This window comes from Azohydromonas lata (genome assembly GCF_034427735.1).
In the GTDB taxonomy this organism is placed as follows: domain Bacteria; phylum Pseudomonadota; class Gammaproteobacteria; order Burkholderiales; family Burkholderiaceae_C; genus Azohydromonas; species Azohydromonas lata.
In genome coordinates this window covers 259,119-286,013 of sequence record NZ_JAXOJX010000001.1, presented here as the reverse complement: position 1 = coordinate 286,013, position 26,895 = coordinate 259,119, and the positions used below count along the sequence as shown (strand labels likewise).

Here is a 26,895-nt window from a genome sequence, read left to right as displayed (position 1 = left end):
CGAGGTGGGCCCTGTCCTCCAAGGTACATCCAGCCTCCAATTCCCGTCCTGCACAGCTTCGTCTGCCGCCCTTTTTCTCACAGACCCCATCGCTCATGACAGTGCGGCAGTTCGGTCTACCTCAAACGAAGAACTCTATGCCCAGGTCCCGGCAGATCCGGTCGATGCCCTTCACGCTGGGCAAGGCGGTGTAGATCGGCGGCCCCAACTTGGCTCGGGTGGAGGACTTGTCGAAGAGCACGACAGCCGGACGATCATTGAGCTTGCGCGAAAAGTAATGGATGCCGTCGAAGCCCGCAGGGTGCGTATGGACCTGGTGGCTCCACTGCTGCGGCACGTCATAGGGCACGACGCCGGACAGTGCGGCATGGCCGCCGGCGCGCAGCAGCCCGATTCCGGTCAGGTCCGCCAGCTTGAGCCTTTGATCATCGACATTCTCGAAGCGAACGATCCAGCGCGAAGCAAATTGTGCTGCGGCCACGAGGAACCGGCCGCCGACGGGCCGCAGGTCGTGCAGCAGCGTCTCGGCAAGGGCTGTGTGAAGATCCAATCCCAGGTAGCAGGTGCCATAGGCCTTGTCCGGGGCGTCGAAGCGGTTGGCCGCAGTCCGACCAAAGAAAGGTTCGCCGCTGTCACGGGGGCCGCTACGGTAGAGCTTCGAGGGCAGAACCTGTTTGATTCTGAGATTGAGCTTGTGAAAATCGTTCGGGGGACGTGGGCAGATGTCTGGGAGCGGGCTCTTTTTCTTGTCGCTCATGTCTGGGCAAAGGCCTGCGCCGCGTTGAGCACCAGGGCCAGCTTGCCCGCTGCGAGAGCCTCCAGCGGCGTCTGGTCGGCCAACGAGCCGCGGGGAACAGTGAAGAACGCCAGCTTGGCGCTTCCCGGCATGTCGCCCAGTGCTTTCGACACCTTCTCAATCTGCTTGCGATCGTGGCGTGGGTCCGCCAGCCAGGCAGGGAAGTAACGCACGCCCTTGTGTTCGACGCAGAACATGCGCCGCGCAGCGAGGGCCTTGCTCACCGCCTGCATGCTCATGCCCAGCCGCTCGGCGAGCACGTCGCCCCTGACAAGTTCGCCGCTGCCGATCATCCGGCGCAGGCTTTCTTCGGCTTCGCAGCGTATCTTCTCCATGAAGGCCGTCGTCTGCTCGGCCGACTGCTCTTCGACGCGGGCCGGTTCAAGCCGGCTTTGCGCCTGCTCAACATCGGCGACCACTTGCCGGAACCGGTCCAGCATCTGCTTGCGCTGGCGGTAGTAGGTGCTGCGCGCGCCGCTGCGGCTGCGCAAGTCAGGCATCACGCCGTCCAGGGGCAACGCCTTGAGCAGGCTGCTGGCGCTCTCCATCAGCGCCAGGACGTCCATGACCACACTGGGCTCGACCGGTGCGGCCGCGGTCTTGTGCTGCGTTATCTCCCGCCGAGCCTGCTGCAGCTTCTCGGCCGCTTCCGCCAAGGCCGGTGTCAGAGCGAACTCCCGGTGAAGGTGCATGGACACATCGGCCAGTGGGCGCTGTTTGCCCGCCTTGGCCGTGCCGGTACGCGCTGGGCGTTGGACGGACTTTGCGACAGCCGGGACAGCAGCCATGGTGTATCTCCTGAGTGCGCCCATTGTAGCGCTCAAGAGAGACTGGCTAAACCGAATCAACCGATACTTACGCCAGGAAAGAGGCCTTCTCGTCAAGAGGACAGGCCAGCGACCTACTGCCTGTCCGATTCCAACGTGCCGACTGCTCTTGCAGGAGGCAACGGTTGGATCGACTTCCAAAAATCCAACCATCAGTCATGCGTGCAGACCCAGCAGGGAGTTGGCCTGCGAAGGCAGACGCTCCGGTTTGTCGAAGCAGTGCCGTGTCAGTGATCTAGATGCTGTATATTTATACAGTACCCCGCTGGAACGGTTGCGTGTGTGGCCGATCCCGCGAAGTTTTCTCTTCCAGTTCTTCCTGGCCTGTTCATGACTCACGGTTTGCCTCTGCGTCCCAGCCGTCTGCTGCTGGACCTCTACGCGCGCCTAGCCGCACGCCACATGGGCCCTCAGGTGCAGCTGGCCGGCTTTCAGCGGCGCTGGACTGCCTGGCGGCACGACGATCTTGTGCAAGGCGTCGAGCGTGCCGTCCTGGACTGCTCCCCGGAGGTACCGCTGCACGAAGTCGAAGACATGCTCTTGGCACAGGCACATGACTTGGCCGGGGCGGACACGGCACTTGTCACGGCAGAGATTTCCTTGCAGCGTTACCGGTCCGAGGAAGGGGATGAGTTGGGTGAGAACGATGGCTTGGTTCTCACGATCAAGTTGGAGGAAACCGGACAGCCCACCGGGGTGCTGGGCTGGGTAGAGCTGGATGCGCAGCGCCGCCCGGTGCGGGCCTGTCGGCCACTGCCGCTAATGCTGCCCGGTGCCAACTGAACCGGCAGCCATGAGCTCGTCGGCGTCTTCACATGATGAATGTTCAACGAAGCCCAGGCACCTGGATGACAGTGGTGCTGGCCGCACTGCTGCTACTTTCCATGGGGGTTCTTTTAGCTTTTCGCAGCAGCGAGCAGGCCGAGCGTGCCGATTGCGAGTCGCGTGGCGGGCGTTGGCTCGACCCGCGGCGGTATGACCAACGCTGCTTGGACGCGGGCCAGCCGCTTGGGCCTTGAGCCCGAGCTTGCCAAGCTTGCACGCAAGGTGGTGTCAGCTTGATGCGGCAGGTACTGCGTGAGCGCGGACAAGGTCTCGCTGGTAACGGCTGAGCGCCAATTCGGACCGGGGTCCTGCGTGAGCGGCAGGCTTGTCGAGGCCAGCAAGTTCCTGAGCTTCGTGTTGCGCCACCAGCCCGAGGCCATCGGCGTGGCGCTTGACACCGACGGCTGGAGTAACGTGAACGAGCTCATTGCCGGCGCGGCGCGGCGCGGCAGGGGAAGCAGCTTTCCCGCGCGCTCATCGAGCAGGTCGTGGCCACCAACAACAAGAGGCGCTTCGAGCTTTCCGGTGACGGCCAGTGCATCCGTGCGGTCCAGGGCCACTCGACGCGTAGCGTGCAGCGCCAGTTCGAGCCGCGGCAGCCGCCCGAGGTACTGTTCCACGGCACGGCACGGCTTCGCGCTTCGTTGCGGCGATAGATCGGGAAGGCCTCAAGCCCGGCTCGCGGCACCACGTGCACCTGTCGGCCGACGAGCAGACGGCCCGCGCTGTCGGCATCCGCTACGGGCTGCCCGTGGTGCTCGTGGTGGACGCCGCGCGCATGCATGCGCAGGGCTTCGTGTTCCACCAGGCCGAGAACGGGGTGTGGCTGACGGCCCGGGTACCACCGGCATTCCTGCGCCGCGCCGGCCGATGTGGCGGCGCCTGCAGCGCCGGCATCAAGTTTTCAGTGTGAGGGACCGCGCGGCGGCGCAGGCCAGGCATCGTCCCGGGGCGTCTTGCCCACGACGGCGGCCAGGTCCCACTGGCCGGTCGAGTCCTCGCACACCAGGATGTAGAAGCCCTCGTCGGTAGCGACCTTCCACCAGGTGCGATCCCGGCCATGCCAGCGGTCGCAAACCTCGTTGACCGCCACGCGCCGGGAGCCGAAGTGGACGGCGCAAGGCCGGGCCTCGTTGCCGGCGGCGTCCAGTTCTACCGACAGGCCCATGCTGACCGACCCGATTCACGATTCATGCATGGGGTTGCGGCAACACGCGCGCCTGCGTCCATCGTGCGGCTCCCGGGGCCCGCCACCCGGGCACGAGACCATCACAGAGTTCTCAGGCGGTGCCGGGCAGCAAGCCAAAAACGTTCAGGAGCCTGGCTGCGTTGCACATGACCTACGTCTTCCAATGCTGCCCCAGCCGCAGGCCGCCCCTGCTGAGCGCCGCGACGCCCAGCGCGACGCCGATGAGTCCCGCCGCCACCGCGAACGTCGTGCGCATGCCGCCGGCGACCGACTCGGGCGAGGCCGCAGCGAAGTCCGAGCCTCCAACGGCCCAGGCGAACACGCTGCCCATGACGGCCGCCCCGGTGACGAGTCCAAGATTGCGCGAGAGGTTCAGCAGCCCGGACACCACGCCGCGATGGTCTGCGGCCACGTCCGCCATGACCGCGGTGTTGTTGCCCGCCTGGAACAGCGCGTAGTGGCCCGTGACGAGGGCCATGGGCAGCACGAAGCCGGCAACGCCCCAGGCGGTGGGCGCCAGCCACAGCGCCAGGCAGCCTGTGGCCATCCCGGCGAGTGCGGCGACGGTCATGCGCCGCGCACCGAAGCGGTCCACCAGGCGCCCGGCGGGCACGCCAGCCAGCGCCGCGACCAACGGACCGGCCGACAGGGCCAGGCCGACGTGCAGGGTCTGCAGGCCCAGCGCGCGCCCGAGGTGAAAGGGCCCCACCACCAGCGTCGCCATCATCACTGTCGAGACGAGCACGCTCATCGCCAGGCCCGCGCCCAGCACGGGGTCGCGCAGCCGCGCCAGCCGGATCAGCGGCGCCGCCGAGCGTGCCTGCACCCGCAGGAACAGCGCCAGGCCCGCCAGGGCCACCAGCAGCAGCGCCAGGTTGGGCATTCCGAAGCGGCCGCGGCCCGGGGTCATCGCCAGTGCGTAGGCCGCCAGCGTCAGGGCCAGCAGCACGGTGCCCAGCCCGTCGAAGTCGGCCCGGGCCGCGTCTGGGGCGCGGCGGTCGCGGGGCAGGTGGCGCCATGCCAGTCCCAAGGCCAGCAGGCCCAGCGGCACGTTGACCAAGAAGACAGCCGGCCATCCCAGGCCGGCGATGAGCAGTCCGCCCAGCGTCGGGCCCAGGGCCGTGCCGACGGCCGAAGCCGTGCCCAGCAGCCCCATGGCCCGCCCGGCCTGTGCCTTGGGCACGACCTCGCCCACCATCGCCACCGACAGCGCCATCAGCACGGCCGCTCCCACGCCCTGGGCGGTCCGGGCAGCGATCAGCAAGCCGAGCGACGGTGCCGCGCCACACAGCGCCGAGGCGGCCGTGAAGACCAGCAGGCCGGCCAGCAGCAGCCGGCGGCGCCCGACCAAGTCGCCCAGCCGCCCGGCGCCGACCACCAGCGTGGTGTTGGCCAGCAGGTAGGCCAGCACCACCCACTGCACCTGCTGGAACGAGGCACCGAAGGCCTCGGTGAAGGTCGGCAGCGCCACGTTGGCGATGCTGGTGCCCAGCGCGGGCAGCAGCGCGCACAGCGCCAGCGCCCACGGCGCCCGGCCGGCCGGCGCAATGACGCCCGCCGCGGCCGGGGCCTGGTGACGTGCCGAGGTTCCCGACATGAGCCTTCTCCTGATCAAGGGCTGCCAATCTGCAGCCGTCACGATCACGATAGGGAGGGGCCGGTCACGGCGGAAGGCGCATCATCTGCACTTCATTCGTGCGTCTGACGCCATGTCAGCACCCCTTACGCTGGTGCGACCGCCATGTCACACCCCGATCTGAACCTGCTCGTCGTGCTCGACGTCCTGCTGGCCGAAGGCAGCGTGGCGGGCGCGGCCCGGCGGCTGCGCCTGAGTCCTTCGGCGATGAGCCGGGCCCTGGCACGGCTGCGGGAAACCACGGGCGATCCGCTGCTGGTGCGCGCTGGGCGGGGCTTGGTGCCGTCACCGCGGGCGCTGGAGCTGCGCGAGCAGGTGCACTGCATCGTGCAGGACGCCGTGGCGGCGCTGCGCCCCGCCACGGCGCCGGATCTCGCCAGGCTGGAGCGAACCTTCACACTGCGTACCAGTGACGGCTTCGTGGAAACCTTCGGACCGGAGCTGATCCGGCGCGTCGGCGTCGAGGCGCCCGGCGTGCGGCTGCGCTTCATGCCCAAGCTCGACAAGGACAGCACGCTGCTGCGCGACGGCACGGTGGACCTGGAAACCGGCGTGGTCAGCAGCACCATGGGCCCGGAAGTGCGGACGCAGGCGCTGCTGCGGGACCGCTTCGTCGGTGTCGTGCGCGCCGGCCACCCGCTGGGCGAGGGCGAGGTCACGCCCGCACGCTACGCGCAGGGCAAGCATGTGCTCGTCGCGCGGCGTGCCCTGGCACAGGGGCCGGTGGAGGAAGCGTTGGCCACCGCGGGCCTGCAGCGCGACGTCGCGGCGGTCGTGGGCGGATTCTCCGCGGCGCTGGCACTGGCGCGCGCGTCGAACCTCATCGCCAGCGTCCCCGAGCGCCACACTGCCGGACTGCGCACGGGCATGCTGTGCTTCCCGCTGCCGGTACCGGTACCGGTACCGGAGATCACGGTGTCGCTGCTGTGGCATCCGCGGCTGGATGCCGATGCGGCCCACCGCTGGTTGCGCGGCTGCGTCCGGGACGCCTGCGCCGAGCCGGCTGCGCTGCTGGCGCATCGGCCCCCAGCGCTGCCTGAGCAGGCCTCGTAGGCGCTGAGAACTCGGCAAGGCAGGACGCGCTTGTCAGACGCGAGGGCGGTGGCTGGCTTTGAGGCTCGGCCCCGGCTCAGGGCGCGTCCAGGCCCGCCAGACCGGCGACGTCGCCCTCGCGCTCGATCAGCGCCAGCCAGCTGCGCAGCTCGGCCTCGCTGCCTTCGAGCAGCCTCAGCGCCAGTGATCGGTCATTGGCCTTGGCCAGCATGTTGTGCAGGCCCAGGTGCGCCACGAGCAGGTAGTGCATCGACGCGACCAGCGCCTGCCGCTGCTGTGGATGATGGCGGGCGAAGTGATGGAGTTCCTCGATCGCGTGGCCCAGCTTCTCGCCGACGTAGACCAGCGGCACGCCATGGCGCTGCTGCGGTGTGGTATAGGCCGGGCCGTTGGCGTCCAGCGGGAAGTCATCCTGGCTCACGGGTGTTGTCCTGTGTCTTCAGTGCAGCGTCTGGGCGCAGCAGTGCTTGTACTTGCGCCCGCTGCCGCAGGGGCAGGGCTCGTTGCGACCGATCTTGGGAACATGCCGGCGCAGTGGCGCGGGCCCGGCGGCACCCGCGCGCCGGGCCGACTCGAAGTGGCGGTAGCACTGGGTCGCGCCGGCGATCATGGTAGCGATCACCTCCCGGCGCTTCTGCGCATCGATGGGCGGCGGCCGCATCCCGGGATCTGGGTCGTGCTCGTGAACGAGCATCATCATCGGCACCACGCAGCCGCCGTCCTTGTCGCTGGCAATCAGCTCGTTCCAGCTGCCCGGGCGTGCCTGCATGCCGCGCATGAAGCCGTGCGCCCAATCGTTGCCGTGCGCCACGCCCGCGTCGTCCTCCAGCAGCACCGGCAGGTACACATCCGGCTGGGTCAGGGTGCGCTGCAGTTCCGCGGCGATCCAGTTCCAGTGCCGCATCATCAGACCGATGATCTCGCCGGCCTGCTCGTCGTTGTCGAAGGTGAACTGGTCGCCCAGCACCTGCTGCACGGCCTCGGTCGGCGGCACGAACACCGGCCCGCAGATCAGCGCCGTGAAGTACCCGTCCATCGCTTCGAGCTTCATGGCCGCAGGGCCGGCTTGCAGGGCGTCCTGGAGCTGGTCGAGCTCCTGCTCGGTGAGAGAAACGGGGGTTGAGGCAGCAAGCATGGGCGTGAGGGTCGGACGTGCGGCGCACTGCTGCGGCATTGTGGCGTATTGGAACTGCCCATCACTGCGGCCGCACAGCTGCAAGCCACCGGGGCCCTTCAGGCACGCGCTGGAGGCAGCCGAGCGGGATTTGTTTCAGTCACACTGCTCCCTGCGTGGCTCAGCGCCGCTGAGCACCGAAGGCCGCCGCCATCTCGCGCGCACGCTTGGTGTCGTCACTGTGCAGGTAGGTCGAGGTGGTGGAAATCGAGGCGTGACGCAGGTTATCGCGCACGGTGGTGAGCTCTACACCGCGTTCCAGAGCATGGCTGGCATGAGTGTGCCTTGTCCAGTGCGGGCTGGCCCGGCGCAGCTTCTCGGCCATCGGGGGGTTGTCGGCCTTGAGGAGGCCGGCGGCCGTGGCGAAGAAGCGCCGCATCAGCGCCCACAGCCGTGCCGTCGTGATGCCGCCGACGTCATCGGTCAGTCGGCCCACCAGCGGCGTGTCGGACGCCCAGCGCATGGGCGTCACGGGCAAGCCCCGTTGCACCAAGTAGCTCTCCAACGCCGTGAGGGCCAGTGGCGGCAGGGCCACCTTGCCGGTCTTGGCGCCCTTGCCCACCAGGTGCAGCCAGGACCCTTGCCGCGCGTCGGTCTCGATAGCGCCCAGCGTGGCGCCCACCAACTCGCTGGCGCGCAACCCCGATGCATATGCGAAGTCCAGCACGAAGCGCAGCCGCTGCGCCGCTGGCGCGCTCCAGCCGTAGGACCACTCCAAGCCGTCAGCGATGACCCGCAGCAGCCGCCACTCGGCTTGCGAGAAGCCGCGCGCGGCGTCCAGCGGCGCCGTCGATGACGCGCCGCGCACCTTGAGCCCGGCGAAGGGGTTGGCCAGCACGTAGCGCTGCTCGACCAGCCAGCGGTACAGGGCGCCCAGCACCGAGAGCGTGTACTTGATAGAGCGCGCCGACAGCGCCCCGGCGAACGGTCGCCACTCGGGCGAGTGGCGGGGCCGTGGCGGCCCGATCCAGCGCGCTACAGGTGCAGGCCGGCGCAGGAAGGCGCGGTAGGCGGTGGCGTCCTCGGAGGCCAGCGACGACAGCGCCTTGCCGCGCTCCAGCACCGCCCACAGGATCAGCCGCTCGGCCTCCTTGCGGTACGCGCGCCGCGTGGCCTCGGACTCGTGGCGCTGCAGCCAGGCCTGTACCGCGGCGTAGTCATCGCGGGCGTCGAGCGCGCAGCTCTCACGCGGGGCGCGGAAGCGCCCTTGCGAGCCGTCGAGGTCCTGCGGCAGCGCGATGCGCTCCCACGGCTGCACATCCGTGGGCGGCACCGCCACCAGCGCGCGGGCGCATTCGGTTAGCTGTGGGCGTGCGGCGAAGAAGGCTTCCACCTGGCGTGCGCCGGTGGCACCCAAGCCGGGGACGGCTGTCCACCAGCGACGTCGGCGCGGCACACGCAGCGTCAGCGCTGCCAGCGTGTCGATGCCCGCGGCCTGCAGTGCGGCGGCGATGCGCGCGGGCAGCCAAGCGTCCACCCGGTCGCCGATGAGCGGCTGCGGCCGGGGCAGGGTGCGCAGCGTCTCGATGGCCTGGGCCACGGCGCGGGCGTGGGCGGCGTCGCCGCGGTGCTCCACGGCGAAGGTCTGTTCCAGGTCTGCCCGGTGGCGCGAGCGCGCCAAGCGCTGCAGCCGCCGCCGGGTGGCCCCGAGTACGCCGCGCGCTGATGAACCGTCTTCCAACGCCTGGGGCAGGTACTGCTCGACGGCGACGCGTGCCGGCAGGCCCTCGTGCCAAGCGCGCAGCGCCGCCAGCGCCGCGGCGTCGGGCAACTCGTCCAACCCGGCAGGGGTACCGGGCGTTTTACGCGGGCCAGGTTTGGTCACCCGAGGATGCTACTGTGATAGATAAGACCTATCTCAATAGCAGCATGCTTTTGCATGATGGAGTGGGCGTCAATCAACGTTCACACAACTAGAAGCTTAACTTTTTGCTCTACGAAGGCAGCAAATGGTTCCAGCAGATGAGCGCGCAGCCCAGGGTCAGAAAGGCCTGGTGGATGTGAGCACGCCTCTCAAAGCGCGTGCGCAGCCGACGCATCTGGTGCAGCCAGGAGATCGTGCGCTCAATGGCCTTATCACAAGTGACAAGTTTTGCCTGATCCGCTGCGAGCGGCTACAGCTCAGCTGGCCGCGTCCCCAGCGGCCACGAGTCGAGTTTTCCGCGCCGTACTCTGCCCCGCTCGATGTCGTGCACAGCGGAGGACGCGATGAACGGCAACCAGCGGCCGCGACGAGCGGACTGGAGCGTGCGGCGCAGCGGGGTGGCAATTCCCGTCGGCCAACAACGCTGGGATCGAACGTACCAACTCTTTCTGCAGTGGGCGACTGTCAAGCCGAGCGTACCGGTGGAGCCGGTCGCCGGCGCCCCGGTGGAGGTAAGTCAGGATCGCCCGCATTCGGATCGCCCTGTACGTGCGCGTATCGACCAGCCATCAGGTCGATCGACAGACCATCGAGCAGCAGCTCGAACTTCTAAACGACCACGTCCGAGCACATGCCGCCGACGGCTGGGAACTTGAGCCACCGCATGTGTTTCGCGATGAGAGCTGCGTGGTGCGACCTTGGCACGGCCCGGGCTGGATCGGTTGCGCGATGCTGCCAAGGCGCGCGAGATCAACTGCTTGCTGGTCACCGAGCCGGACCGTCTGGTGCGCAATTACGTGCATTGGATGGTGCTGATCGAGGAACTGAGCCGGGTGGGCTGCGCGGTGGAGTTTCTTGATCGCCCGATGAGCAGCGACCCGCATAGTTGCCGAAGGCCAGCTGTTTGCCGGCCGCAGCCTGACCGGCTTCCCAGAGGAACTGCGCTCCGCATGGGTTACGACTTTCCTTGTGTGAACGCTGTTGCAACAGAGCCGCCTCGCGGCTTGCCGCCGCTGTGGCTTCAGGAGGGCCTGGCCGCCTCGAAACGCGGATACCGTCCCAGCGGCAGCAGCATCAGCGAACCGACGACAAACAAGCCGGTGCAGATGGTCAGCATCGAGTCGTAGTCGCCCGTGCTCTTGTAGAGCTGCCCAAAAAGTAACGGAGCAACGGTAGAGGCCAACGTGATCATCCCGAGGTGGATGCCAAACAGCGGCCCGTAGTCGCGCATGCCGAAGTAGCGTGCCATCAGGAACGCCGCAATGTCGAACTCCGCGCCGGCGCCGATACCGATCAGCATCACGGCCAGTGCCAGCATCATGGTGTCGTGGGGGGCGGTGTGGCCCAGCAGCCAGCATCCCAGCGCCGGCAACGCCATCGCCACGGCAGCCACACCTGGGGCCCAGACTCGGTCGACGAGGTAGCCGACGACCACGCGTCCGAGGATCAGCGACAGCCCGAAGCTGCCGAAGACCTGTCCGGCGGTTGAGGCATCGAGCCCTTTGTCGCGCAGCAACGGCACGGTGCTCGTCACCATGGCAACGACGGCGGCCACCACCATGGACAAGGCGATGTTCAGTGCCCAGTAGCGCGGGCTGCGAAGCGCAGCCTTGAAGGGCACGCCTCCCGGCGCCGGGCGGGAAACCTGGGTGCTGCGTGCCGAGGCCGTTGCTGCAACCTCACCCGGCTCGACCATCCATAGCCGTACCAGGGGCAGCACGATGCCGGCCGGCAGCACTGCCAGCACCAGCAATCCGGCCTGCCAGCCCCACTTCGCCGTGGCAGCGCTCACGGCGGCCGGGATGATGATGGCGGCCAGGCCCGTGCCCGAAAGCACCAGCGCCAGGGCCAGCCCGCGGTTGTGTTCGTACCAGAGGTTGACGATGTGCGTCCAGGTGACCTGCATGGTACCCATGCTGCACAACGACAGCACCACCAGCATCACGTACAGGCTGCTGATGGATGGCCCCATCTGTGTCATCGCCACGTAGGCCAGCGACAGCGCCAGCAGCGACACGGTCGTCACGCGTTTCATGCCGTAGCGCCGGTTCAGCCAGCCCACCACCTGCGCGCTCACGATGGCGCCCAGGAAGAGGAAACCCACCGCCGACTGGATCGCACTGCGCTCCCATCCGAAAGCCTGCTGCCAGGGCAGAGTGAGCGAGCCGAAGGCATACAGCATCGACGCCGCAGCATTGGCCGCAATGCCCAGCGTGGCAATGATCACGATGCGCCAGGCCACGCGGAACTCGCTGAGGTCCAGGCGCAGGCCGTTGCTGCCCGAGTGCGTTTCGTGGCCAGCAGCGCTCGCGCCGCCATCGACCGGAATGGATCGGTCTGCGACCGGTCGTGTGTTGCTCATGGGGTGATTCCAGGCAGGTGGGCCATGTCGTTCCCGCGCGGGGCGACGGCCCTGTGGCTGAAGCGGGCCCCGTACGGGCGGCCCTCCAGGGGTTGAGGGAAATGCCGGCAGCTCGCAGCGGGCTCGGAACGGCCCGCGTCCTTTCGCGCGCGAGATGCCGGCGCCGTCGTGCCTGCGGAACTGGCACGCCCCGGGGCAGGCACACCGGCAAGGCAGCTTTTATCGCTGCACCCGAAGGGTCCTTGATGGGGTTGCCTGGCGGCTCGCGGAAGACGGGGTGGGGTGACAGGCATTGACGGCGCGTTGGAGGAAAAGTCTAATAGCTGAACAGATTCAATCAATCTGTGCAAATATACGGAGTTACCCTTGGATTCCACACCTGCGGCGGCTGCCGCTTCACTTTCTTCCCGCCGGGTGCTGGTGACCGGCGGCCTGGGTGCGCTCGGACGTGCGGTGGGCGACCTGCTTGCCGAGCGCGGCGCCCGCGTGGTGCTGCTCGATCGCGCGCCGGCGCACTCGCTGCCCGGCATGGCTGGCGTGCTGGGCGACGTCGACCTGGGCGACCAGGCGGCCGCGGCTGCAGCGCTGGAGCAGGCTTGCAGCCTGTTGGGCGGCCTGGACTCGCTCGTCAACGTCGCTGGCGGGTTCCGCTGGGAGACGCTGGAGGGCGGCAGTGTCGAATCCTGGGATGCGCTGTACGGGATGAACCTGCGCAGCGCCGTCGTGGCCAGCCGCGCAGCCCTGCCGTACCTGCTGGCCGCGGCACCTGCGGCGATCGTCAACGTCGGCGCATTGGCGGCCAACAAGGCTGCCCTGGGCATGGGCGCGTATGCGGCGTCCAAGGCCGGCGTGGCCCGGCTCACCGAGGCCCTGGCCGAGGAGCTCAAGGACCGTGGCGTGCGTGTCAACGCGGTGCTCCCGAGCATCCTGGACACGCCGGCCAACCGTGCGGACATGCCTGATGCGGATTTCGCGCGCTGGGTGCATCCACAGGCGCTGGCCACCGTGATCGCGTTCCTGCTGTCCGACGATGCGCAGGCGGTTACCGGCGCCTGCATTCCCGTGGCAGGGCGGGTCTGAAGCATGGGTGCACCAATGCAGTGGACCGAGGCCTACCTGTTGGGCTACCCGGCCATGGATGCGACGCACCGCGACTTCGTCGACTGCGTTGCCGCATTGCAGGCCGCCGGCAACGCCGATGTGCTCGCACGGCTGGATGCAGTGGCCACGCACCTGATCGAGCATTTCCATCAGGAAGAGGCGTGGATGGCCGACAGCGGTTTTCCCGCCGCGCAGTGCCACGCCGACGAACATGCAGCGGTGCTGAAGTCCGTGCGTGAAGTCCGGGCGATGCTGGACGACGGTGCGCAGGACCCGGCCCGGGTGCAGGTCGCACGTGACCTGGCGGCAGCGCTTGAGAACTGGTTTCCCGGCCATGCCGATTACATGGATGCCGCGTTGTCTCACTGGATGAGCAAGCGCGCGCATGGGGGCGCGCCGGTGGTGCTGCGACGTGGGGTGGCCAGGACACCGGAAGATTCCAATGTCCAGGAGGACTGTTTGAAATGAGACTTGTGACCTATGAACGCGCCCAGGGCGTGCAGCGCTGCGGTGCGTTGATCGAGGCCGGCCAGGCCGTGCTCGATCTGGGACACGCGGCGCAGATCGCGCTTGGGGGCGATACGGCGGCCTTCGGCAGCGTGCAGGCCCTCATCGAGGCCGGTCCGGCGGTGTGGGAGGCGGCTCGCAATCTGATTGCGCGCGCACCGGCTGAAGCGGTGCTGGCGCGCCAAGACGTACGCCTGCGCGCGCCCATCCAGCCACCGATCCAGATGCGCGACTGCTCCTGCTTCGAACTGCACCTGCGACAGAGCTTTGCCGCCGCAAGACGGCTGCGTGCGATGCGCACGCAGGACCCCGAGGCCACGCTCAAGGCCATGAGCACGCGCGCCGACGATCGAGTGATCGACACCTTCAACCGCCAGCCGATCTACTACAAGTGCAACCGCTTCGCCACCATCGGCGCCGATGACGATGTGGTGTGGCCTGCCTACAGCCAGGCGTTGGACTTCGAGCTCGAGTTCGGCTGCTACATCGGCAAGCGTGCCAAGGACGTGCCCAAGGAAAAGGCGCGCGAGCACATCTTCGGCTACACCATCTTCAACGACATCAGCGCGCGCGATGCGCAGGCGGTCGAGATGGGCGGCATGCTGGGTCCGGCCAAGGGCAAGGACTTCGACACCGCCAACGTGATGGGACCCTGCCTGGTCACGGTGGACGAGTTGCCCGATCCCTACCAATTGACGATGGTGGCGCGCGTCAACGGCCAGGAGTGGGGCCGTGGCAACACCAGCACGATGCGCTGGACCTTCGAGGACGTGATCGCCCATGTCTCTCGATCCGAGACGCTGTACCCGGGCGAGTTCCTGGGCTCCGGCACGGTGGGCAACGGTTGCGGACTGGAGCAGCTGCGCACGCTCAAGCCAGGCGATGTGGTCGAGCTGGAGGTCGAGGGCATTGGTGTCCTGCGCACGCGCATCACCAAGCCGTGAGACGTCGCACCGCATCGAAGGCGCTGTGCGCGGCCTTGCTGCCCGGTGCGGGACTCGTGCCCGGCGCCGTGCGCGCGGCAGTTGACACGACAGCGAGGCGGCCGATCACGTTCATCGTGCCGTTCACCGCAGGAGCCGCGCCCGACGGGCTGGTGCGCGCGTTGGCCCGTGAGGTCGGCCAGCAGGCGGGTGTGCCGGTGGTCGTCGACAACAGACCCGGGGCCGGCTCGGCGCTCGCCGCCACGGCGGTGTCCCGGGCCACGCCCGATGGCCACACCGTGCTGGTCACGGGCAACGTCACGATGACGGGGAATCCGCATGTCATGCGACGGCTGCCCTATGACCCCGCCAGGGATTTCACGCCCGTGACGCCGCTGTCGCGCGGACCGATGGTCCTGTACGTCAATCCGGCCAGGGTCGTGTCGGCCTCGGTGCAGGATCTGGTACAGCGGCTGCGCAGGCAGCCGCGGCGATACTCGTTCGCGTACACCAGCATCACCAGCCGGCTGCCGGCCGAGGTGCTGCAGCATGGGGCCGGCAACCGGCTCACGGGCATTCCCTACCTCAGCGGTGCAGCAGCCCTGTCCGACCTCCTGAACGGGCGCGTCGATCTGCTGTTCACCGATTTCTCGCCCTGGCCCCATGTCGCGTCGGGACGCCTTCGCGCCCTGGCCGTCACCGGCCCCTTGCGCAGTCCCAGCGCACCGGAGTTGCCGACCTTTGCCGAGGCCGGTATCAAGGACATGGACATCGGCTTCTGGATCGGGGCTTACCTGCCGGCACAGGCTGACGAAGCGCTCGTGATGCGGCTGCAAGGCTGGCTTCGGCATGCCGGTGCTTCGGCGGCGGTGCAAGAGGCCCACAAGCGGCTGGGAACCGTGGAATTCACGCTTGCGCCCGCGCAATTCGCGCGTTTTCAAGCCTGGGAGATGCAAACATGGGGACACCTCATTCGTCAGGCGGGGATCGAGGCGCAATGAGTCAGGAGCCGGGCATCCTCGATGGTTTGCGGGTGGTGGATCTGGCCCAGGGCCTCGCGGGCCGTGCGGCAACACGCTACCTGGCCGAAGCCGGAGCCGACGTGGTGCGGATATCGCGCCCCGGCGCATGCGAGCTAGGCACCGGGACGCTGTTTCGCGTGCTCGACCGCGGCAAGCACCCGATGGCGCTCGATCCAGCCGATGCGCCTGGCCTGAAGCGGCTGCATGCTCTCCTGGCCGCGGCCGATGTGCTGGTACATGACCTCACGCCCTCGCAAGCTCGCGCGCTGGGGCTCGACGATGCCGCGCTGGCAGCGCTGAACCCGCGCCTGGTGTTCTGTGCCATCGGCGGCTGGCCGCAGCGCCACGCGCGGGCCGACGATCCCGTGGCAGAGACGCTGGTGCTGGCACGGCTGGGCCTGCTGGACGAGCAGCCCGGGCATCGCGACGGCCCTGTATTCATCCGCATGCCGTTTGCCGGCTGGATCGCGAGCTGGCTGGGTGCCGTGGGCGTGATGGCTCGGCTCATCGCTCGCGACCGCAGCGGCACGGGTGGTGCGGCGCACACGAGCCTGGCGCAGGCGGCCCTGGTGCCGATGACGATGCACTGGTCCCGCGCGCAACGGCCCAGTTCCGTCTTTGCCCAAGGCCTGCCCAAGTCGACACCCATCCCCCTGCACCAGGCCAGCGACGGCCAATGGATCCACGTTCACTACTCTCCCGATGCCGCGCCGTGGATGGCGCAGGCGCTCGCTGCCATGGGCCCCGAAGCCGTGGCCGCGGAAAACGCCAAGTACCCGCCCAGCCATGTTGCGCCCAACTTCGGGGCCAACAAGGCCATCATCGCCACCCGGCCTGCGCAGGAATGGGTGCGCCATTTTTGGGAACACGATGTGGCGGCCCAGATCGCCGCCCCCTTCGGCGCCATCTATGCAGACGAACAGGCGCGTGCCAATGGCTACGTCGCCGAGGTGGAAGACCCGGTCCTGGGCCCCACGCTGCAGCCCGGTCCTGCCGTGCACGTGCAGCCGCCTTGCCGGGTGCAGGTGTGCGCCCCGGCGTTCGACCTGGATGTCCCGTGGCCGTCCCCATCTGCCTTGCCGACATCGGCTCCTGAGGCAGGGCGGGCCTGCCACGCACAGCCGCCGCTGCACGGCCTGAAGGTGCTGGACCTGGGTGCGTACCTGGCCGGTCCGTTCGCCTGCATGTTGCTGGCCGACCTGGGCGCCGAAGTGGTCAAGGTGGAGCCGCCCTCGGGCGACGCGATGCGGCGCCTGGAGCGCATCTTTGCCGGTACCCAGCGGGGCAAGCGCGCACTTGCACTCAGACTGGGGACGCCGCAGGCGCAGCCGGTGTTGCAGGCGCTGGTGCGCCAGGCCGATGTGGTGCACCACAACATCCGGATGCCGGCCGCGCGCAAGCTCGGGATCGCGCCGCAGCAGTTGCGTGCGCTCAAGCCCGAACTCGTCTGTGCTCACGTCAGCTCTTACGGTCCGCACGGCCCCCGTGCCGACTGGCCCGGCTTCGACCAACTCATGCAGGCCGCCTGCGGCTGGGAGCTCGAGGGCGGTGGCAAGGGCAACCCGCCGATGTGGCTGCGCTTCGGCGTGGGCGATCACCTTGCCGCGGCGGCCTCGGTATTTGCAGTGCTGCTGGGCCTGTATCGCAAGACGCGTACTGGCCAGGGACAGGCTGTGGCTGCCTCGCTGCTTGGCGCGATGCTGACCACCGTGGCCGAGGCCGTGGCGCTGAGCGACGGCAGCATCACGCCCATTGCCCACCTCGACCAGGACCAGGCCGGCATTGCGCCAACGCACCGCCTGTACCGCTGCGCCGACGCCTGGGTGGCCGTGGCAGCCTTCTCGCCGCAGGCGGTGGCCGCGTTCGAGTGCCTCACAGCCAGCGATCCACAGGCGCATTTCAGCCGGCTGACGCAGGCCCAGGCCCTGGCCAGCCTCGATGCGGCCCGCGTGCCGGCCGCGCCGGTCCTGCAGGCCCAGGGCGAACCCTTCCTGGACGATCCCGCGCACGCCGCCGCGGGCCTGCATGCCAGCTACATCCACGCCGAATACGGCCAGATGCGGCAGATCGGCGCGCTGTGGGACTTCGGCGATATGCCGCTGTCCCTGCACATCGCACCACCAGCCCTGGGCGAGCACAGCGAAGCGGTACTGCGCGAGCTGGGACTGGACCAGGCCGCCATTGACGCCCTGGTGGAGGCCGGCATCACGCTGTGCCGACCCGCCACGGCGATGGCTCCTACTGCGAAAGCGACGACATGAACCTTCTGGACTTCAGCGGCCAAACCGTGCTCGTGATTGGCGGATCCAGCGGCATAGGCAACGGTATCGCCCAGGCCTTCCGCCAGTACGGCGCCACCGTGCACGCATGGGGTACGCGTGCGAACGCGGCCGACTACGCCGACGAGCCGGGTTGCGACTTGACGGGGCTGCACTACACGCAGGTGGACGTGTCCGATTGGCGCCGTGTGGAAGCTGTCCCGCTGCCTTTTGATCGGCTCGACGTGCTCGTCCAGGTCCAGGGCACCGTGCGCTACCAGCAGCAGGAATTCAAGGCCGAGGTGTTCAGCAAGGTGGTGGACGTCAACCTGATCAGCCTCATGGCCTGCGCCGACCGCTGCCATGGCGCGCTCAAGGCTGCAGGCGGACGCATGATCATCGTCAGCTCCGCCGCGGCCTTCCATTCCACGCGCGGTACACCCGCCTACAACGCATCCAAGACGGGTGCCTTCGGCCTGACACGCACGCTGGCTGAGGCTTGGGCGCGCGACGGCATTCGCGTCAACGGCATCGCGCCGGGGCTGGTGGAGAGCAAGCTCACGCGCGTGACCACGCAGAACCCCCAGCGCCTGGAGTCCGCGCTCAAACGCATCCCGCTCGGCCGCCTGGGCCAGCCTCGCGACATGGCTCACGTGGCGCTCTTCCTGGCATCGCCGATGTCGGACTACATGCTGGGGCAGACGCTGCTGGTGGACGGCGGCATGTTGCTCGCCTGATACGAAGGAGACCATGATATGGCCTGGGATTTCGAGACCGATCCCGAGTTCCAGCGCGAGTTGGACTGGATCGCGCAGTTCGTGCGCGAGCGCGTGGAGCCACTGGATGCCGTGCTGGGCAGCCCTTGGAACATCCACGATCCGCGCTTCGAGCAGCACGTGCGGCCGCTGCAGGCGCAAGTCAAGGCGCGCGGCCTGTGGGCCTGCCATCTGGGGCCCGAGCTCGGCGGCGCCGGCTACGGTCAGGTCAAGCTGGCGCTGATGAATGAGATCCTGGGGCGCTCGTCCTTCGGACCCATCGTTTTCGGATGCCAGGCCCCGGACTCGGGCAACAGCGAGATCCTGGCGCACTATGGCACGCCGCAGCAGAAGCGCCGCTGGCTGCAGCCGCTGCTGGACAACCGGATCGTGTCCTGCTTTGCCATGACGGAGCCCCAGGGCGGAGCCGACCCCGCGGTGTTCACCACTTGTGCCGTGCGCGAAGGCGACGAATGGGTCATCACCGGGCGCAAGTGGTTCGCGTCCAACGCGCGCTTCGCAGCCTTCTTCCTGGTCGTGGCCGTGACGGATGCCCAGGCCCCCGTCACCGCGGGCCAGTCGATGTTCATCGTGCCGGCCGGCACGCCCGGGCTCTCGATCGTGCGCGACGTGGGCATCGGCGACGAGCCCGAGGCCACGCACGGCTACCTTGACTTCGACCACGTGCGCGTGCCGGTTGACCACATCCTGGGCCAGCCGGGCAAGGCGTTCGAGGTCGCACAGGTTCGCCTGGGCGGTGGCCGCGTGCACCATGCGATGCGCACGATCGGCCTGGCGCAGAAAGCGCTGGACGCGATGTGCGAACGTGCGCTGTCACGCCGTACTCAGGGATCCCTGCTGGCCGACAAGCAGATGGTGCAGGAGCGGATTGCCGACTCCTGGATCGAGCTGGAGCAGTTCCGACTGCTGGTGTTGCGCACCGCCTGGCGCATCGACCACTACAAGGATTACCGGCGCGTGCGCCAGGACATCGCCGCCGTGAAGGCAGCCATGCCGCGCGTGCTGCACGACATCGCCGCGCGCGCGCTGCACCTGCATGGCTCGATCGGCGTCTCGACCGAGATGCCCTTTGCCGGCATGGTGCTGCGTGCCTTCCAGATGGGCCTGGCCGACGGGCCAACGGAGGTGCACAAGATCACGGTGGCACGCCAGGAGCTGCGCCGCCACCAGGCCAGCGCTGCGCTTTTCCCGGCCTATCACAAGCCCACGGCAGCGGCACAGGCCCGGGCCGTGCTCGGCATGGATGGGGACGTGCCGGCATGAGTGCACTGGCTGGCGTCTCCCCCGAGGCCGTGGATGTGCTGCGGCTGCAAGGCTGGATGCAGGCCCGGGGGCTGGACCACGGCCCCATTGAGCAGGCCCGCATACTGTCCGGTGGCACGCAGAACCTGCTGGTGCACCTGCGGCATGAGGACGGTTTTTGCTGTGTGCTGCGCCGTCCACAGCTGCCAGCGCGCGCCGAGGTAGGTGCAGCGCTGCTGCGCGAGGCACGGGTGCTGGGGGCGCTGGCAGCCACGGCAGTGCCGCATGCGCGGTTGCTGGCCGCTTGCAGCGATGACGGTGTGCTGGGCGCGCCGTTCTACCTCATGCAGGCCATAGACGGCTTCAACCCGTCCGGCACACCTTTGCCTGGTAGGCATGCCAAGGATCCTGCGTGGCGCCGCCGCATGGGGTTGGCCCTGGTCGATGCGCTGTTGGCGCTGGGCGAAGTGGACCCTGCGGCCGTGGGCCTGGCGGACCTGGGCCGCCCGCAGGGATTCCTGCAGCGGCAGGTCGGCCGCTGGCAGCGTCAGCTCGATGGCTGCCGCGGCCTTGACGGCTGGGAAGGCCCCGAGGGCCTCACCGGCGTGGCGGAGGTCGGCCGCTGGTTGCAGCAGCATTGCCCCGCGGCTGGTGCGACCGGGCTGATGCACGGCGACTTCCACCTCTCCAACGTGATGTTCCGTCGCGACAGCCCCGAGCTTGCCGCCGTCGTGGACTGGGAACTGACCACCATCGGTGATCCGCTGCTGGACCTGGGCTGGCTGCTGGCCACCTGGCCCGACGCCGCGGGCCAAGGCGCGGGCACGATCCATGTGCAGCCATGGAGCGGTTTCCCGACGCCGGCCGAGCTGGTGGAGCACTACGGCAGGCACAGCCCCCGCCCACTCGATCACCTGGACTGGTACGTCGTCCTGGCGCGCTACAAGCTGGGCATCCTGCTGGAGTGCAGTCACGCGCGCAGCTGCGCGGGCCTGGGCGACCCGTGCGTCGGCAAGCGCCACCATGCCTCTGCGCAACGCCTGCTGCGCCAGGCGCTGGACCTGGTCGAATCTTGAACCCCATGGACGGAGACCCTGCGATGAGCCTCGAAGGAAAGCGTTTCATCGTCACCGGCAGCGCACGTGGCATCGGCGCCAGCACGCTGCGGGCGCTGGTGGCGGCCGGCGCCTCGGTGGCGGCGTTGGACGTGAGCGACGCTGACGGCGAACGCCTCGCGCGCGAAGCCCACGCTGCCGGACCTGGCCGATCGCGCTACTTCCACTGCGACGTGCGTGAGCGCGCGCTCGTGCATGCGGCGGTGGACGAGGCCGTGGCCTGGCTTGGCGGCCTGGACGGCCTGGTCAACATCGCCGGTGTGGAGCGGCAGGCTCCGGCCGAGGACCTGTCCGAGGAGGAGTGGGACCTGATGTTCGACGTCAATGCCCGGGGCACGTTGCACACCAACCAGGCGGTGTTCCGGCATCTGAAGGCCCGCGGCGGACGGATTCTCAACTTCGCATCCGCGGCCGGCGTGATGGGGCTGCCAGGCTGCGCACATTACTCTGCGGCCAAGGCGGCGGTCCTGGGCTGGACCCGCACCGTGGCCAAGGAATGGGGCATGTACGCGATCACCGTCAACGCGATCGCGCCCGGCATGTGGACGCCCATGTACGACGCTCACCGCGCCCGGATGGACCAAGCGCAATTGCAGGCGCACGACGCCATGATGGCGCGGATGATCCCCTTGGGAGGCCGCCTGGGCGACCCGGACCGCGACCTCGCTCCGGTGCTGGTGTTCCTGCTGGGCGAGGGGGCGCGTTTCATCACGGGCCAGACACTGGCCGTCGATGGCGGGTTGATGATTCCATGAGGAAGCAGCCCGGTGCGTGAGCGCCGGTACGGGGACAGCGCCCAGGCACATCCGCCCGTGCCCCTGCCGGCAGGCAGGCAGGCAGGCAGGCAGGCAGGCAGGCAGGCAGGCAGGCAGGCAGGCAGGCAGGCAGGCAGGCAGGCAGGCAGGCAGGCAGGCAGGCAGGCAGGCAGGCAGGCAGGCAGGCAGGCAGGCAGGGAAATGTAAAGTTGAACACTGCTGGCCATATGTGCTCAGTAATTAGCGTAAACCAGCATCGCTGCACGAGGGCAGGGTGCCTAAAGTCGGGATGTGGAAGGTGCCCTGCAGCGGGCGGGACACCGTCCACGGCATCACCCGAGAGGCTTCACCATGCGTCTTCGCAGTATCCTGACGACCAAAGTCTCTATCGTTGCCCTGCTGTTGGGCTTCGAAGCCTTGTCATTGCTCGTCCTGGGGCCGGCGCCGCTCCACGCGTCCGTCGACCCGATGATGCGGCAGTCAGCGCAGCACATGCCCGTCGTGCCAACGATTGAACACGGTTGGTCATTACTGTTCCACTGAAGCCTTTGCCAGCGCGCCGCGGTTGCAAGGCGTGTGCTTGGGGGACGGTAACCGCGGCGCGGTGATCCAAAGAGGCGCCCGAGCCTCGGCCGTACTGCCGGCCGATGCGAAGCACCGGCTTTCGCGCGAGGTCTTCCTGCCCTTTGGCGTGGCCGCCTTCGGCATTCATGGAGGCAGCCAGGCGGCATGGCTCAACCCTCTCGACCAGGCGCGGCCCGAAGCCGGGCGCCCGGCTCGCAACCGCAGGTGTGCCTCGGCCACCGAGGCGCTGCAGCCACCGGCAAGCCGCTGACGCAGATCGGGTGCCGGGTCTCAGCGCCAGGAGCCACCGCGCTGCTGCAGCGGCTGGGCAAAGCGCGGCGGCGTGGCCAGCACCTGCGCGCCGCCGTACAGGCGCGGCACCATCGTGTCGATGAAAGCGTACGGGAAGATCGCTGGCAGCTTGCCCACCGCATCTAGCCGCTGCTCCAGTTCGGGCGGCAGCGTGAAGTCCAGTGCGGGCAGGATCTGCGCCAGTTGCTGCGGTTTCGTGGCGCCCAGGATCACCGAGCTCACGCTTGGCCGCTGCACCACCCAGTGCACGGCCACCTGGGCCATGGGCCGGCCGATCTCGCGGGCGACCGCCTCGAGCTCGGCCACGATGTCCCAGTTGCGCGGGGTGAGCTTGTTCAGCGACGGGGTGGCCACCTGGGCCGTGTTGCGGATGCGGCCTTCATCCTGGTCAGCCGCTCCCACGTGGGGGCGATACTTGCCCGACAGGAGGCCGCCACCCAGCGGACTCCAGGGAACGAGGCCGATGCCGAGTTCCTGGCACATCGAGGTGAATTCGTACTCGATGCCGCGCGACACGAGCGAGTACTCCATCTGCAACGCGCAGGGCTGCTCCAGGCCATGCGCCTGCGCCAGCGTGATGGCCCGTGCGGCATACCAGGCCGGCACGTCGGACAGCGCCCAGTGACGGATCTTGCCCGCGCGCACCAGGTCGTCCATCGAGCGCAGCACTTCCTCCACCGGCGTGACGGTGTCCCACATGTGCAGGTAGTACAGGTCGATGCAATCGGTGCCCAGGCGCGACAGCGAGGCTTCTAGCGCGCGCTGCAGCGCCTTGCGCCCGTTGCCCGCGGCATTGGGGTCGCGCGCGGTGTTGGAGAAGTTGTTGGTGTACTTGGTGGCCAGCACGACCCGGTCGCGCACGCCGGCCTCCCGCATGAACTCGCCCAGCCAGCGCTCGGACGTGCCCTGCGTATAGACGTCAGCGGTGTCGATGAAGTTGCCACCCCAGTCCAGGTAGCTGTCGAACAGCGCGCGCGCCGTGGCACGGTCGCAGCCGAATCCATGCTCGGTGCCGAAGGTCATGGTGCCCAGCGCCAGGCGCGAGACGCGCAGCCCGGTGCGGCCAAGCAGGGTGTAAGCGGGCGGAAGCGCCGTGGCGGGTGCAGCGTCGAAGGTCATGGGCGGCTCGTCCTCTGAGAAAAAGAGTGGTATTAGCACACATTGACTAAAAGTGTTCAATACATAGACTCCCGCTCCAGGCAAGCCCGGCAGGCGGGCTCGCAGTCACTGCCACGGAGCGCCAGTACATGCTGATCGATCTACACGCCCACCTTGTCACCGAAGGAATGCTCAACCGGCATGCCTTCTGGGGGCCCTTCATGAAAGCCCAAGGCTTCACAGTGGGCCATTTCTCACTGGGCACGCGCCAGCCCAAGAAGGCCGTCAGCGACGCCCAAGCGCAAGCCAACCTGCTGTCGCGCATGACGCACGATGCGCGGCGCAAGCTCATGGCCGAGCGCGGCGTGGATCGGCTCGTGATGGCCACCCCGTCGCACGCCTTCATGTATTGGGCCGAGGACTTCGGCAACGAGTACGCCCGCATCTGCAACGACGAGCTGTCCGCCTGGTGCGCACAGGATCCGGAGCATTTTGACTTCTGGGCCCACGCCAACCTGGCCGATCCCAAGGAGGCCGCGCGCGAGATCGAGCGCGCCGTCACGCAGCTCGGCGCACGCGGCGTGTGCGTCGGCGGCGCCAACTTCAACGGCCTGCAGGCCTATAGCGAGGAGCTGTATCCCGTGTGGGACAAGGTCTGCGCGCTCGACGTGCCGCTGATGGTCCATGGCTACAACCAGTCGGTCTGGTGGGGGGAGCGCCACACGGAGGACCGTTTCGAGACCACCTCCATCGTCGGCGACTGCGTGGACGAGACGCTCTTTCCCTGGTACCTGATCTGCGGCGGCGTGCTCGACGCGTTCCCGACGCTCAAGACCTATGTCACGCATGCGGGCGGCATGTTCGTGTTCCAGCTCGGACGCCTGTCGGAGCTCAACAAGACCATGGCGCCCGATGCGCGCAACAAGCGGCCGTTCATGGAGTACCTGCAGAACTTCTGGTTCGACCTCGACGTGCACCACCCGGCGCTGCGTCGGGGCGTGGCAGAGGTGGTCGGCGTGGACCGCCTGGTCATCGGTACGAACTTCGGCGGCGCCTACGACAACGGCGACCTCACCGAGGGACTGGGACTCAGCGATGCCGAGCGGGAGAAGGTGCGCGGCGGCAACGCGCTGCAGTTGCTCAAGCTCGCTCGATAAGTCCGTTCGGCACCGTACTGTGCCCTTGCGGCGCTGGCGGCTCAACCGCCGCGGGGCTGCAGCTTCCTTCTGCGCCCGAATCGCCATGTCCGCGCAAGCAGGCATGGCGATTCTTTTTGGTTGAGGAGGAAACCTGATCCAAGCGATGATCTCGGGCTGCGGGGGTCGCGATCGTCCCCGTGTACCGGCTGCCCCGGGCGCCGCGTCGCCTGCGGAATCTGATCCAGCGCAAACTCGCTGCGGGTACGGCCTAGGGTTGGCCCCTATTTGTTGAACACAAAGCAGATAAGTGTCTTAGATTCGCGCCCACGCCTTGCAGTGCAGGCGCCAAGGAGACACCCACATGCTCAAGCGCAGCGACCCCATGCTGTCCGACGGAACCCGTATCTCGGACCTCATCAACCTGCAGACCCGCGAAGTCAAGTTGCGGACGCTTTCCGACAAGGAGCTCTACGAACTCGAGATGGAGAAGATTTTCGCCAGGACGTGGGTTTTCCTCGCCCACGAGACCGAGATCCCCAACCCCGGCGACTTCGTGCAGCGCGACATGGGCTCGGACTCGGTGCTGGTCACGCGCGACAAGAACGGTGAAGTCCATGTGGTGCTCAACGTGTGCACGCACCGCGCCATGAAAGTCTCGACGCTGGATTCGGGCAACACGCACATCCATACCTGCATCTACCACGGCTGGGCCTTCAGGCCCAACGGCGACTTCATCGGCGCCCCGGTGGAGAAGGAGTGCATGCACGGCAAGCTCATGACCAAGGAGCAGTTGTCGCTGAAGAAGGCGCGCGTGGCCCTTTACGGCGGGCTGGTCTTTGCCACGTGGAACGTCGACGGGCCGAGCTTCGAGGAGTTCCTGGGCGATGCCAAGTGGTACTACGACACCCTGTGGTGCCGTACGACCAAGGGCATGGAGGTGCTGGGCCCGCCGCAGCGCTTCATCATCCGCGCCAACTGGAAAGCCGCCGCGGAGCAGGGGGCCTCGGACGGCTTCCACACCCTCACGCTGCACCGCTGGCTGGGCGAGATCGGGCCGTACGCCAAGAAGCCCGGCGGCGAAGGCGGCGGCGCGGACCTGACACCGGAGATGTACGGCGTGGAGGTATGGACCGACCACGGCCACACGATGCGCTGCATCGATCTGGGCCGCAAGATCCGCCGCATCACGGGCCAGGATCCCGAGCAGCTCACGCCCGAGCAGCGCCTCACGGTGCTGCCCCCGCCGGGCATCACCCCCGAGCTGGTACCCGAGCTGCTGAGCCGCTTTACGCCCGAGCAGTTGCAGGTGATGTCCACCAACCCGCCGCAGGTGGGCAACTTCTTCCCCAACGGCCTGTTCGAGTTCATCTACCTGCCCACCGCCGACGGCAAGGTGGTCGGCGCGATGGCACTGCACACCTACGTGCCGCTGGGCCCTGACAAGTTCATGTTCATGAACTGGGTCCTGGCCGAGAAGGACACGCCGGCGCAGGTGAAGGCCGCGATGCTGCGCATTTCCTGCCAGCTTCTGGGCACCTCCGGCATGGTCGAGCAGGACGACTCCGACACCTGGCCGCACCAGACCATCGTCGCCAAGGGCGCGATGAGCCGGCACATCACGCTGAAGTACCAGGCGATGTTCGAAACCGGCAAGCCTGAAGGCTGGCCTGGCCCGGGACACGTTGGCAGCGGCTTCACCAAGGATGACACCAACTGGAGCTTCTGGCAGTACTGGCACGAGCTGATGACCACCGACTGCTGATCTGCAAAGGAGACCTGACCATGATTGCCAATCTGCTTGAACCGACGCCCCTGCCACCGACCGTGCGTGCCAACCGCGTGAGCGTGGGCAGCGCGCTCTACAACGAGATCGTCGAGTTTCTTTACGACGAGGCCGAGATGCTTGACGAGATCCGGCTCACCGAGTGGAGCGAGCTGCTGGCCCCGGACATCGAGTACAACGTGCCGCTGCGCCTGACCAAGCCGGTGCGCCAGCTCGACGGCACCGTGATCCGCACCGTCCAGCACCTGCACGACAACCATGCCTCCCTGATGCTGCGCGTACGCCGCATCACCGACACGCGCAGTGCCTGGGGGGAGGACCCGCCCTCGCGCACGCGCCGCCTGGTGAGCAACGTGCGCGTGTACAAGACGGACAAGCCCAACGAGTACAAGGTCCAGAGCTACATGCTGCTCACGCGCAGCCGGTTCGACTTCGACTACTTCGACCTGCTGCCTTGCGACCGCCACGACGTGCTGCGCAAGACGGGCCAGTCGCTGCAGCTGGCCCGCCGCGAGGTCATCATCGACCAGTCCGTGATCGGCACGCCCAATCTCGGCATCTTTCTCTGAACCGG

The 26,895-nt window shown here is 68.0% G+C and carries 24 protein-coding genes and 2 pseudogenes; 16 read left to right on the top strand and 10 right to left on the bottom strand.

Features of this window, described 5'->3' with window-relative positions:
• Nucleotides 1-121: 121 nt before the first annotated feature.
• Together SM757_RS01320 and SM757_RS01315 are read right to left on the bottom strand one after the other, a co-directional pair.
• The gene (locus SM757_RS01320; protein ID WP_322463900.1) at nucleotides 122-757 is read right to left on the bottom strand and encodes an RES family NAD+ phosphorylase; all 636 of its coding nucleotides are present in this window, start codon (nucleotides 755-757) and stop codon (nucleotides 122-124) included.
• On the bottom strand, nucleotides 754-1,584 hold the full coding sequence (locus tag SM757_RS01315) for a hypothetical protein (protein WP_322463899.1): 831 nt from the start codon (nucleotides 1,582-1,584) through the stop codon (nucleotides 754-756). Before SM757_RS01315 ends, SM757_RS01320 begins: the two co-directional genes overlap by 4 nt.
• Before the next feature lie 321 nt (nucleotides 1,585-1,905).
• Here SM757_RS01315 and SM757_RS01310 point away from each other — a divergent pair, with 321 nt between their 5' ends.
• Together SM757_RS01310 and SM757_RS01305 are read left to right on the top strand one after the other, a co-directional pair.
• The gene (locus SM757_RS01310) at nucleotides 1,906-2,406 is read left to right on the top strand and encodes a hypothetical protein (RefSeq protein ID WP_322463898.1); all 501 of its coding nucleotides are present in this window, start codon (nucleotides 1,906-1,908) and stop codon (nucleotides 2,404-2,406) included.
• Between the two features lie 354 nt (nucleotides 2,407-2,760).
• Nucleotides 2,761-3,361: pseudogene (locus tag SM757_RS01305) on the top strand (RNA 2'-phosphotransferase).
• Here the strand turns inward: SM757_RS01305 and SM757_RS01300 are convergent.
• Together SM757_RS01300 and SM757_RS01295 are read right to left on the bottom strand one after the other, a co-directional pair.
• Nucleotides 3,353-3,616 (bottom strand): hypothetical protein, encoded by a 264-nt coding sequence (locus SM757_RS01300; RefSeq protein WP_322463897.1) that lies wholly within the window; start codon nucleotides 3,614-3,616, stop codon nucleotides 3,353-3,355. The pseudogene SM757_RS01305 and the gene SM757_RS01300 sit on opposite strands and share 9 nt — an antisense overlap.
• A gap of 172 nt (nucleotides 3,617-3,788) precedes the next feature.
• The gene (locus SM757_RS01295) at nucleotides 3,789-5,234 is read right to left on the bottom strand and encodes an MFS transporter (RefSeq protein WP_322463896.1); all 1,446 of its coding nucleotides are present in this window, start codon (nucleotides 5,232-5,234) and stop codon (nucleotides 3,789-3,791) included.
• 144 nt (nucleotides 5,235-5,378) lie between these two features.
• Here SM757_RS01295 and SM757_RS01290 point away from each other — a divergent pair, with 144 nt between their 5' ends.
• On the top strand, nucleotides 5,379-6,326 hold the full coding sequence (locus tag SM757_RS01290; protein WP_322463895.1) for a LysR family transcriptional regulator: 948 nt from the start codon (nucleotides 5,379-5,381) through the stop codon (nucleotides 6,324-6,326).
• A gap of 76 nt (nucleotides 6,327-6,402) precedes the next feature.
• On the opposite strand, the gene SM757_RS01285 is transcribed toward SM757_RS01290, so the two are convergent.
• The 4 genes and pseudogenes from SM757_RS01285 to SM757_RS01270 form a co-directional block, all read right to left on the bottom strand.
• Entirely contained in the window at nucleotides 6,403-6,747 is a 345-nt protein-coding gene (locus SM757_RS01285; RefSeq protein ID WP_322463894.1) for a hypothetical protein, read from the bottom strand.
• Nucleotides 6,748-6,765: 18 nt separating this feature from the next.
• On the bottom strand, nucleotides 6,766-7,461 hold the full coding sequence (locus SM757_RS01280; protein WP_322463893.1) for a YecA/YgfB family protein: 696 nt from the start codon (nucleotides 7,459-7,461) through the stop codon (nucleotides 6,766-6,768).
• A gap of 160 nt (nucleotides 7,462-7,621) precedes the next feature.
• The gene (locus tag SM757_RS01275) at nucleotides 7,622-9,325 is read right to left on the bottom strand and encodes a phage integrase family protein (RefSeq protein ID WP_322463892.1); all 1,704 of its coding nucleotides are present in this window, start codon (nucleotides 9,323-9,325) and stop codon (nucleotides 7,622-7,624) included.
• 109 nt (nucleotides 9,326-9,434) lie between these two features.
• Nucleotides 9,435-9,569: pseudogene (locus SM757_RS01270) on the bottom strand (IS5/IS1182 family transposase); the annotation flags it as partial.
• A gap of 493 nt (nucleotides 9,570-10,062) precedes the next feature.
• Here SM757_RS01270 and SM757_RS35500 point away from each other — a divergent pair.
• Nucleotides 10,063-10,491: a recombinase family protein gene (locus SM757_RS35500; protein WP_084150447.1), complete on the top strand. Its 429-nt coding sequence runs from the start codon at nucleotides 10,063-10,065 to the stop codon at nucleotides 10,489-10,491.
• Here the strand turns inward: SM757_RS35500 and SM757_RS01265 are convergent.
• Nucleotides 10,386-11,726, bottom strand: coding sequence for an MFS transporter (locus SM757_RS01265; RefSeq protein ID WP_084150446.1), 1,341 nt, complete (start codon nucleotides 11,724-11,726; stop codon nucleotides 10,386-10,388). The genes SM757_RS35500 and SM757_RS01265 overlap by 106 nt on opposite strands.
• Before the next feature lie 366 nt (nucleotides 11,727-12,092).
• Here SM757_RS01265 and SM757_RS01260 point away from each other — a divergent pair, with 366 nt between their 5' ends.
• Genes SM757_RS01260 through SM757_RS01220 form a run of 9 tightly spaced genes read left to right on the top strand, consistent with a single transcriptional unit; the run spans nucleotide 12,093 to nucleotide 21,425 of the window.
• Entirely contained in the window at nucleotides 12,093-12,806 is a 714-nt protein-coding gene (locus SM757_RS01260) for an SDR family NAD(P)-dependent oxidoreductase (protein ID WP_051241926.1), read from the top strand.
• A 15-nt stretch (nucleotides 12,807-12,821) separates the two neighbouring features.
• Complete coding sequence (locus SM757_RS01255; RefSeq protein WP_238446612.1) at nucleotides 12,822-13,295, top strand: bacteriohemerythrin; 474 nt, start codon at nucleotides 12,822-12,824, stop codon at nucleotides 13,293-13,295.
• The gene (locus SM757_RS01250) at nucleotides 13,292-14,278 is read left to right on the top strand and encodes a fumarylacetoacetate hydrolase family protein (RefSeq protein WP_028997042.1); all 987 of its coding nucleotides are present in this window, start codon (nucleotides 13,292-13,294) and stop codon (nucleotides 14,276-14,278) included. The genes SM757_RS01255 and SM757_RS01250 overlap by 4 nt, the downstream gene beginning before the upstream one ends.
• Complete coding sequence (locus SM757_RS01245; RefSeq protein WP_028997041.1) at nucleotides 14,275-15,258, top strand: Bug family tripartite tricarboxylate transporter substrate binding protein; 984 nt, start codon at nucleotides 14,275-14,277, stop codon at nucleotides 15,256-15,258. Before SM757_RS01250 ends, SM757_RS01245 begins: the two co-directional genes overlap by 4 nt.
• Nucleotides 15,255-17,540, top strand: coding sequence for a CoA transferase (locus tag SM757_RS01240; RefSeq protein ID WP_322463891.1), 2,286 nt, complete (start codon nucleotides 15,255-15,257; stop codon nucleotides 17,538-17,540). Before SM757_RS01245 ends, SM757_RS01240 begins: the two co-directional genes overlap by 4 nt.
• On the top strand, nucleotides 17,537-18,274 hold the full coding sequence (locus tag SM757_RS01235) for an SDR family NAD(P)-dependent oxidoreductase (protein ID WP_322463890.1): 738 nt from the start codon (nucleotides 17,537-17,539) through the stop codon (nucleotides 18,272-18,274). The genes SM757_RS01240 and SM757_RS01235 overlap by 4 nt, the downstream gene beginning before the upstream one ends.
• 18 nt (nucleotides 18,275-18,292) lie before the next feature.
• Entirely contained in the window at nucleotides 18,293-19,576 is a 1,284-nt protein-coding gene (locus SM757_RS01230) for an acyl-CoA dehydrogenase family protein (RefSeq protein ID WP_028997039.1), read from the top strand.
• The gene (locus tag SM757_RS01225) at nucleotides 19,573-20,631 is read left to right on the top strand and encodes a phosphotransferase family protein (RefSeq protein WP_322463889.1); all 1,059 of its coding nucleotides are present in this window, start codon (nucleotides 19,573-19,575) and stop codon (nucleotides 20,629-20,631) included. The genes SM757_RS01230 and SM757_RS01225 overlap by 4 nt, the downstream gene beginning before the upstream one ends.
• A 23-nt stretch (nucleotides 20,632-20,654) precedes the next feature.
• A complete protein-coding gene (locus SM757_RS01220; RefSeq protein ID WP_028997037.1) occupies nucleotides 20,655-21,425 on the top strand; it encodes an SDR family NAD(P)-dependent oxidoreductase in 771 nt (256 codons plus the stop codon).
• An 855-nt stretch (nucleotides 21,426-22,280) separates the two neighbouring features.
• On the opposite strand, the gene SM757_RS01215 is transcribed toward SM757_RS01220, so the two are convergent.
• Nucleotides 22,281-23,420 carry an aldo/keto reductase gene (locus tag SM757_RS01215; protein ID WP_322463888.1) on the bottom strand — a complete coding sequence of 380 codons (1,140 nt, stop codon included), beginning with the start codon at nucleotides 23,418-23,420 and terminating at the stop codon, nucleotides 22,281-22,283.
• Between the two features lie 128 nt (nucleotides 23,421-23,548).
• On the opposite strand from SM757_RS01215, the gene SM757_RS01210 reads away from it, so the two are divergent.
• The 3 genes from SM757_RS01210 to SM757_RS01200 all read left to right on the top strand — a co-directional run bounded on the left by SM757_RS01210 (nucleotide 23,549) and on the right by SM757_RS01200 (nucleotide 26,890).
• Nucleotides 23,549-24,556, top strand: a complete 1,008-nt coding sequence (locus SM757_RS01210; protein ID WP_028997034.1) for an amidohydrolase family protein — start codon at nucleotides 23,549-23,551, stop codon at nucleotides 24,554-24,556.
• Between the two features lie 343 nt (nucleotides 24,557-24,899).
• On the top strand, nucleotides 24,900-26,300 hold the full coding sequence (locus SM757_RS01205; protein ID WP_028997033.1) for an aromatic ring-hydroxylating dioxygenase subunit alpha: 1,401 nt from the start codon (nucleotides 24,900-24,902) through the stop codon (nucleotides 26,298-26,300).
• Between the two features lie 20 nt (nucleotides 26,301-26,320).
• A complete protein-coding gene (locus SM757_RS01200) occupies nucleotides 26,321-26,890 on the top strand; it encodes an aromatic-ring-hydroxylating dioxygenase subunit beta (RefSeq protein ID WP_028997032.1) in 570 nt (189 codons plus the stop codon).
• Nucleotides 26,891-26,895 lie beyond the last annotated feature (5 nt).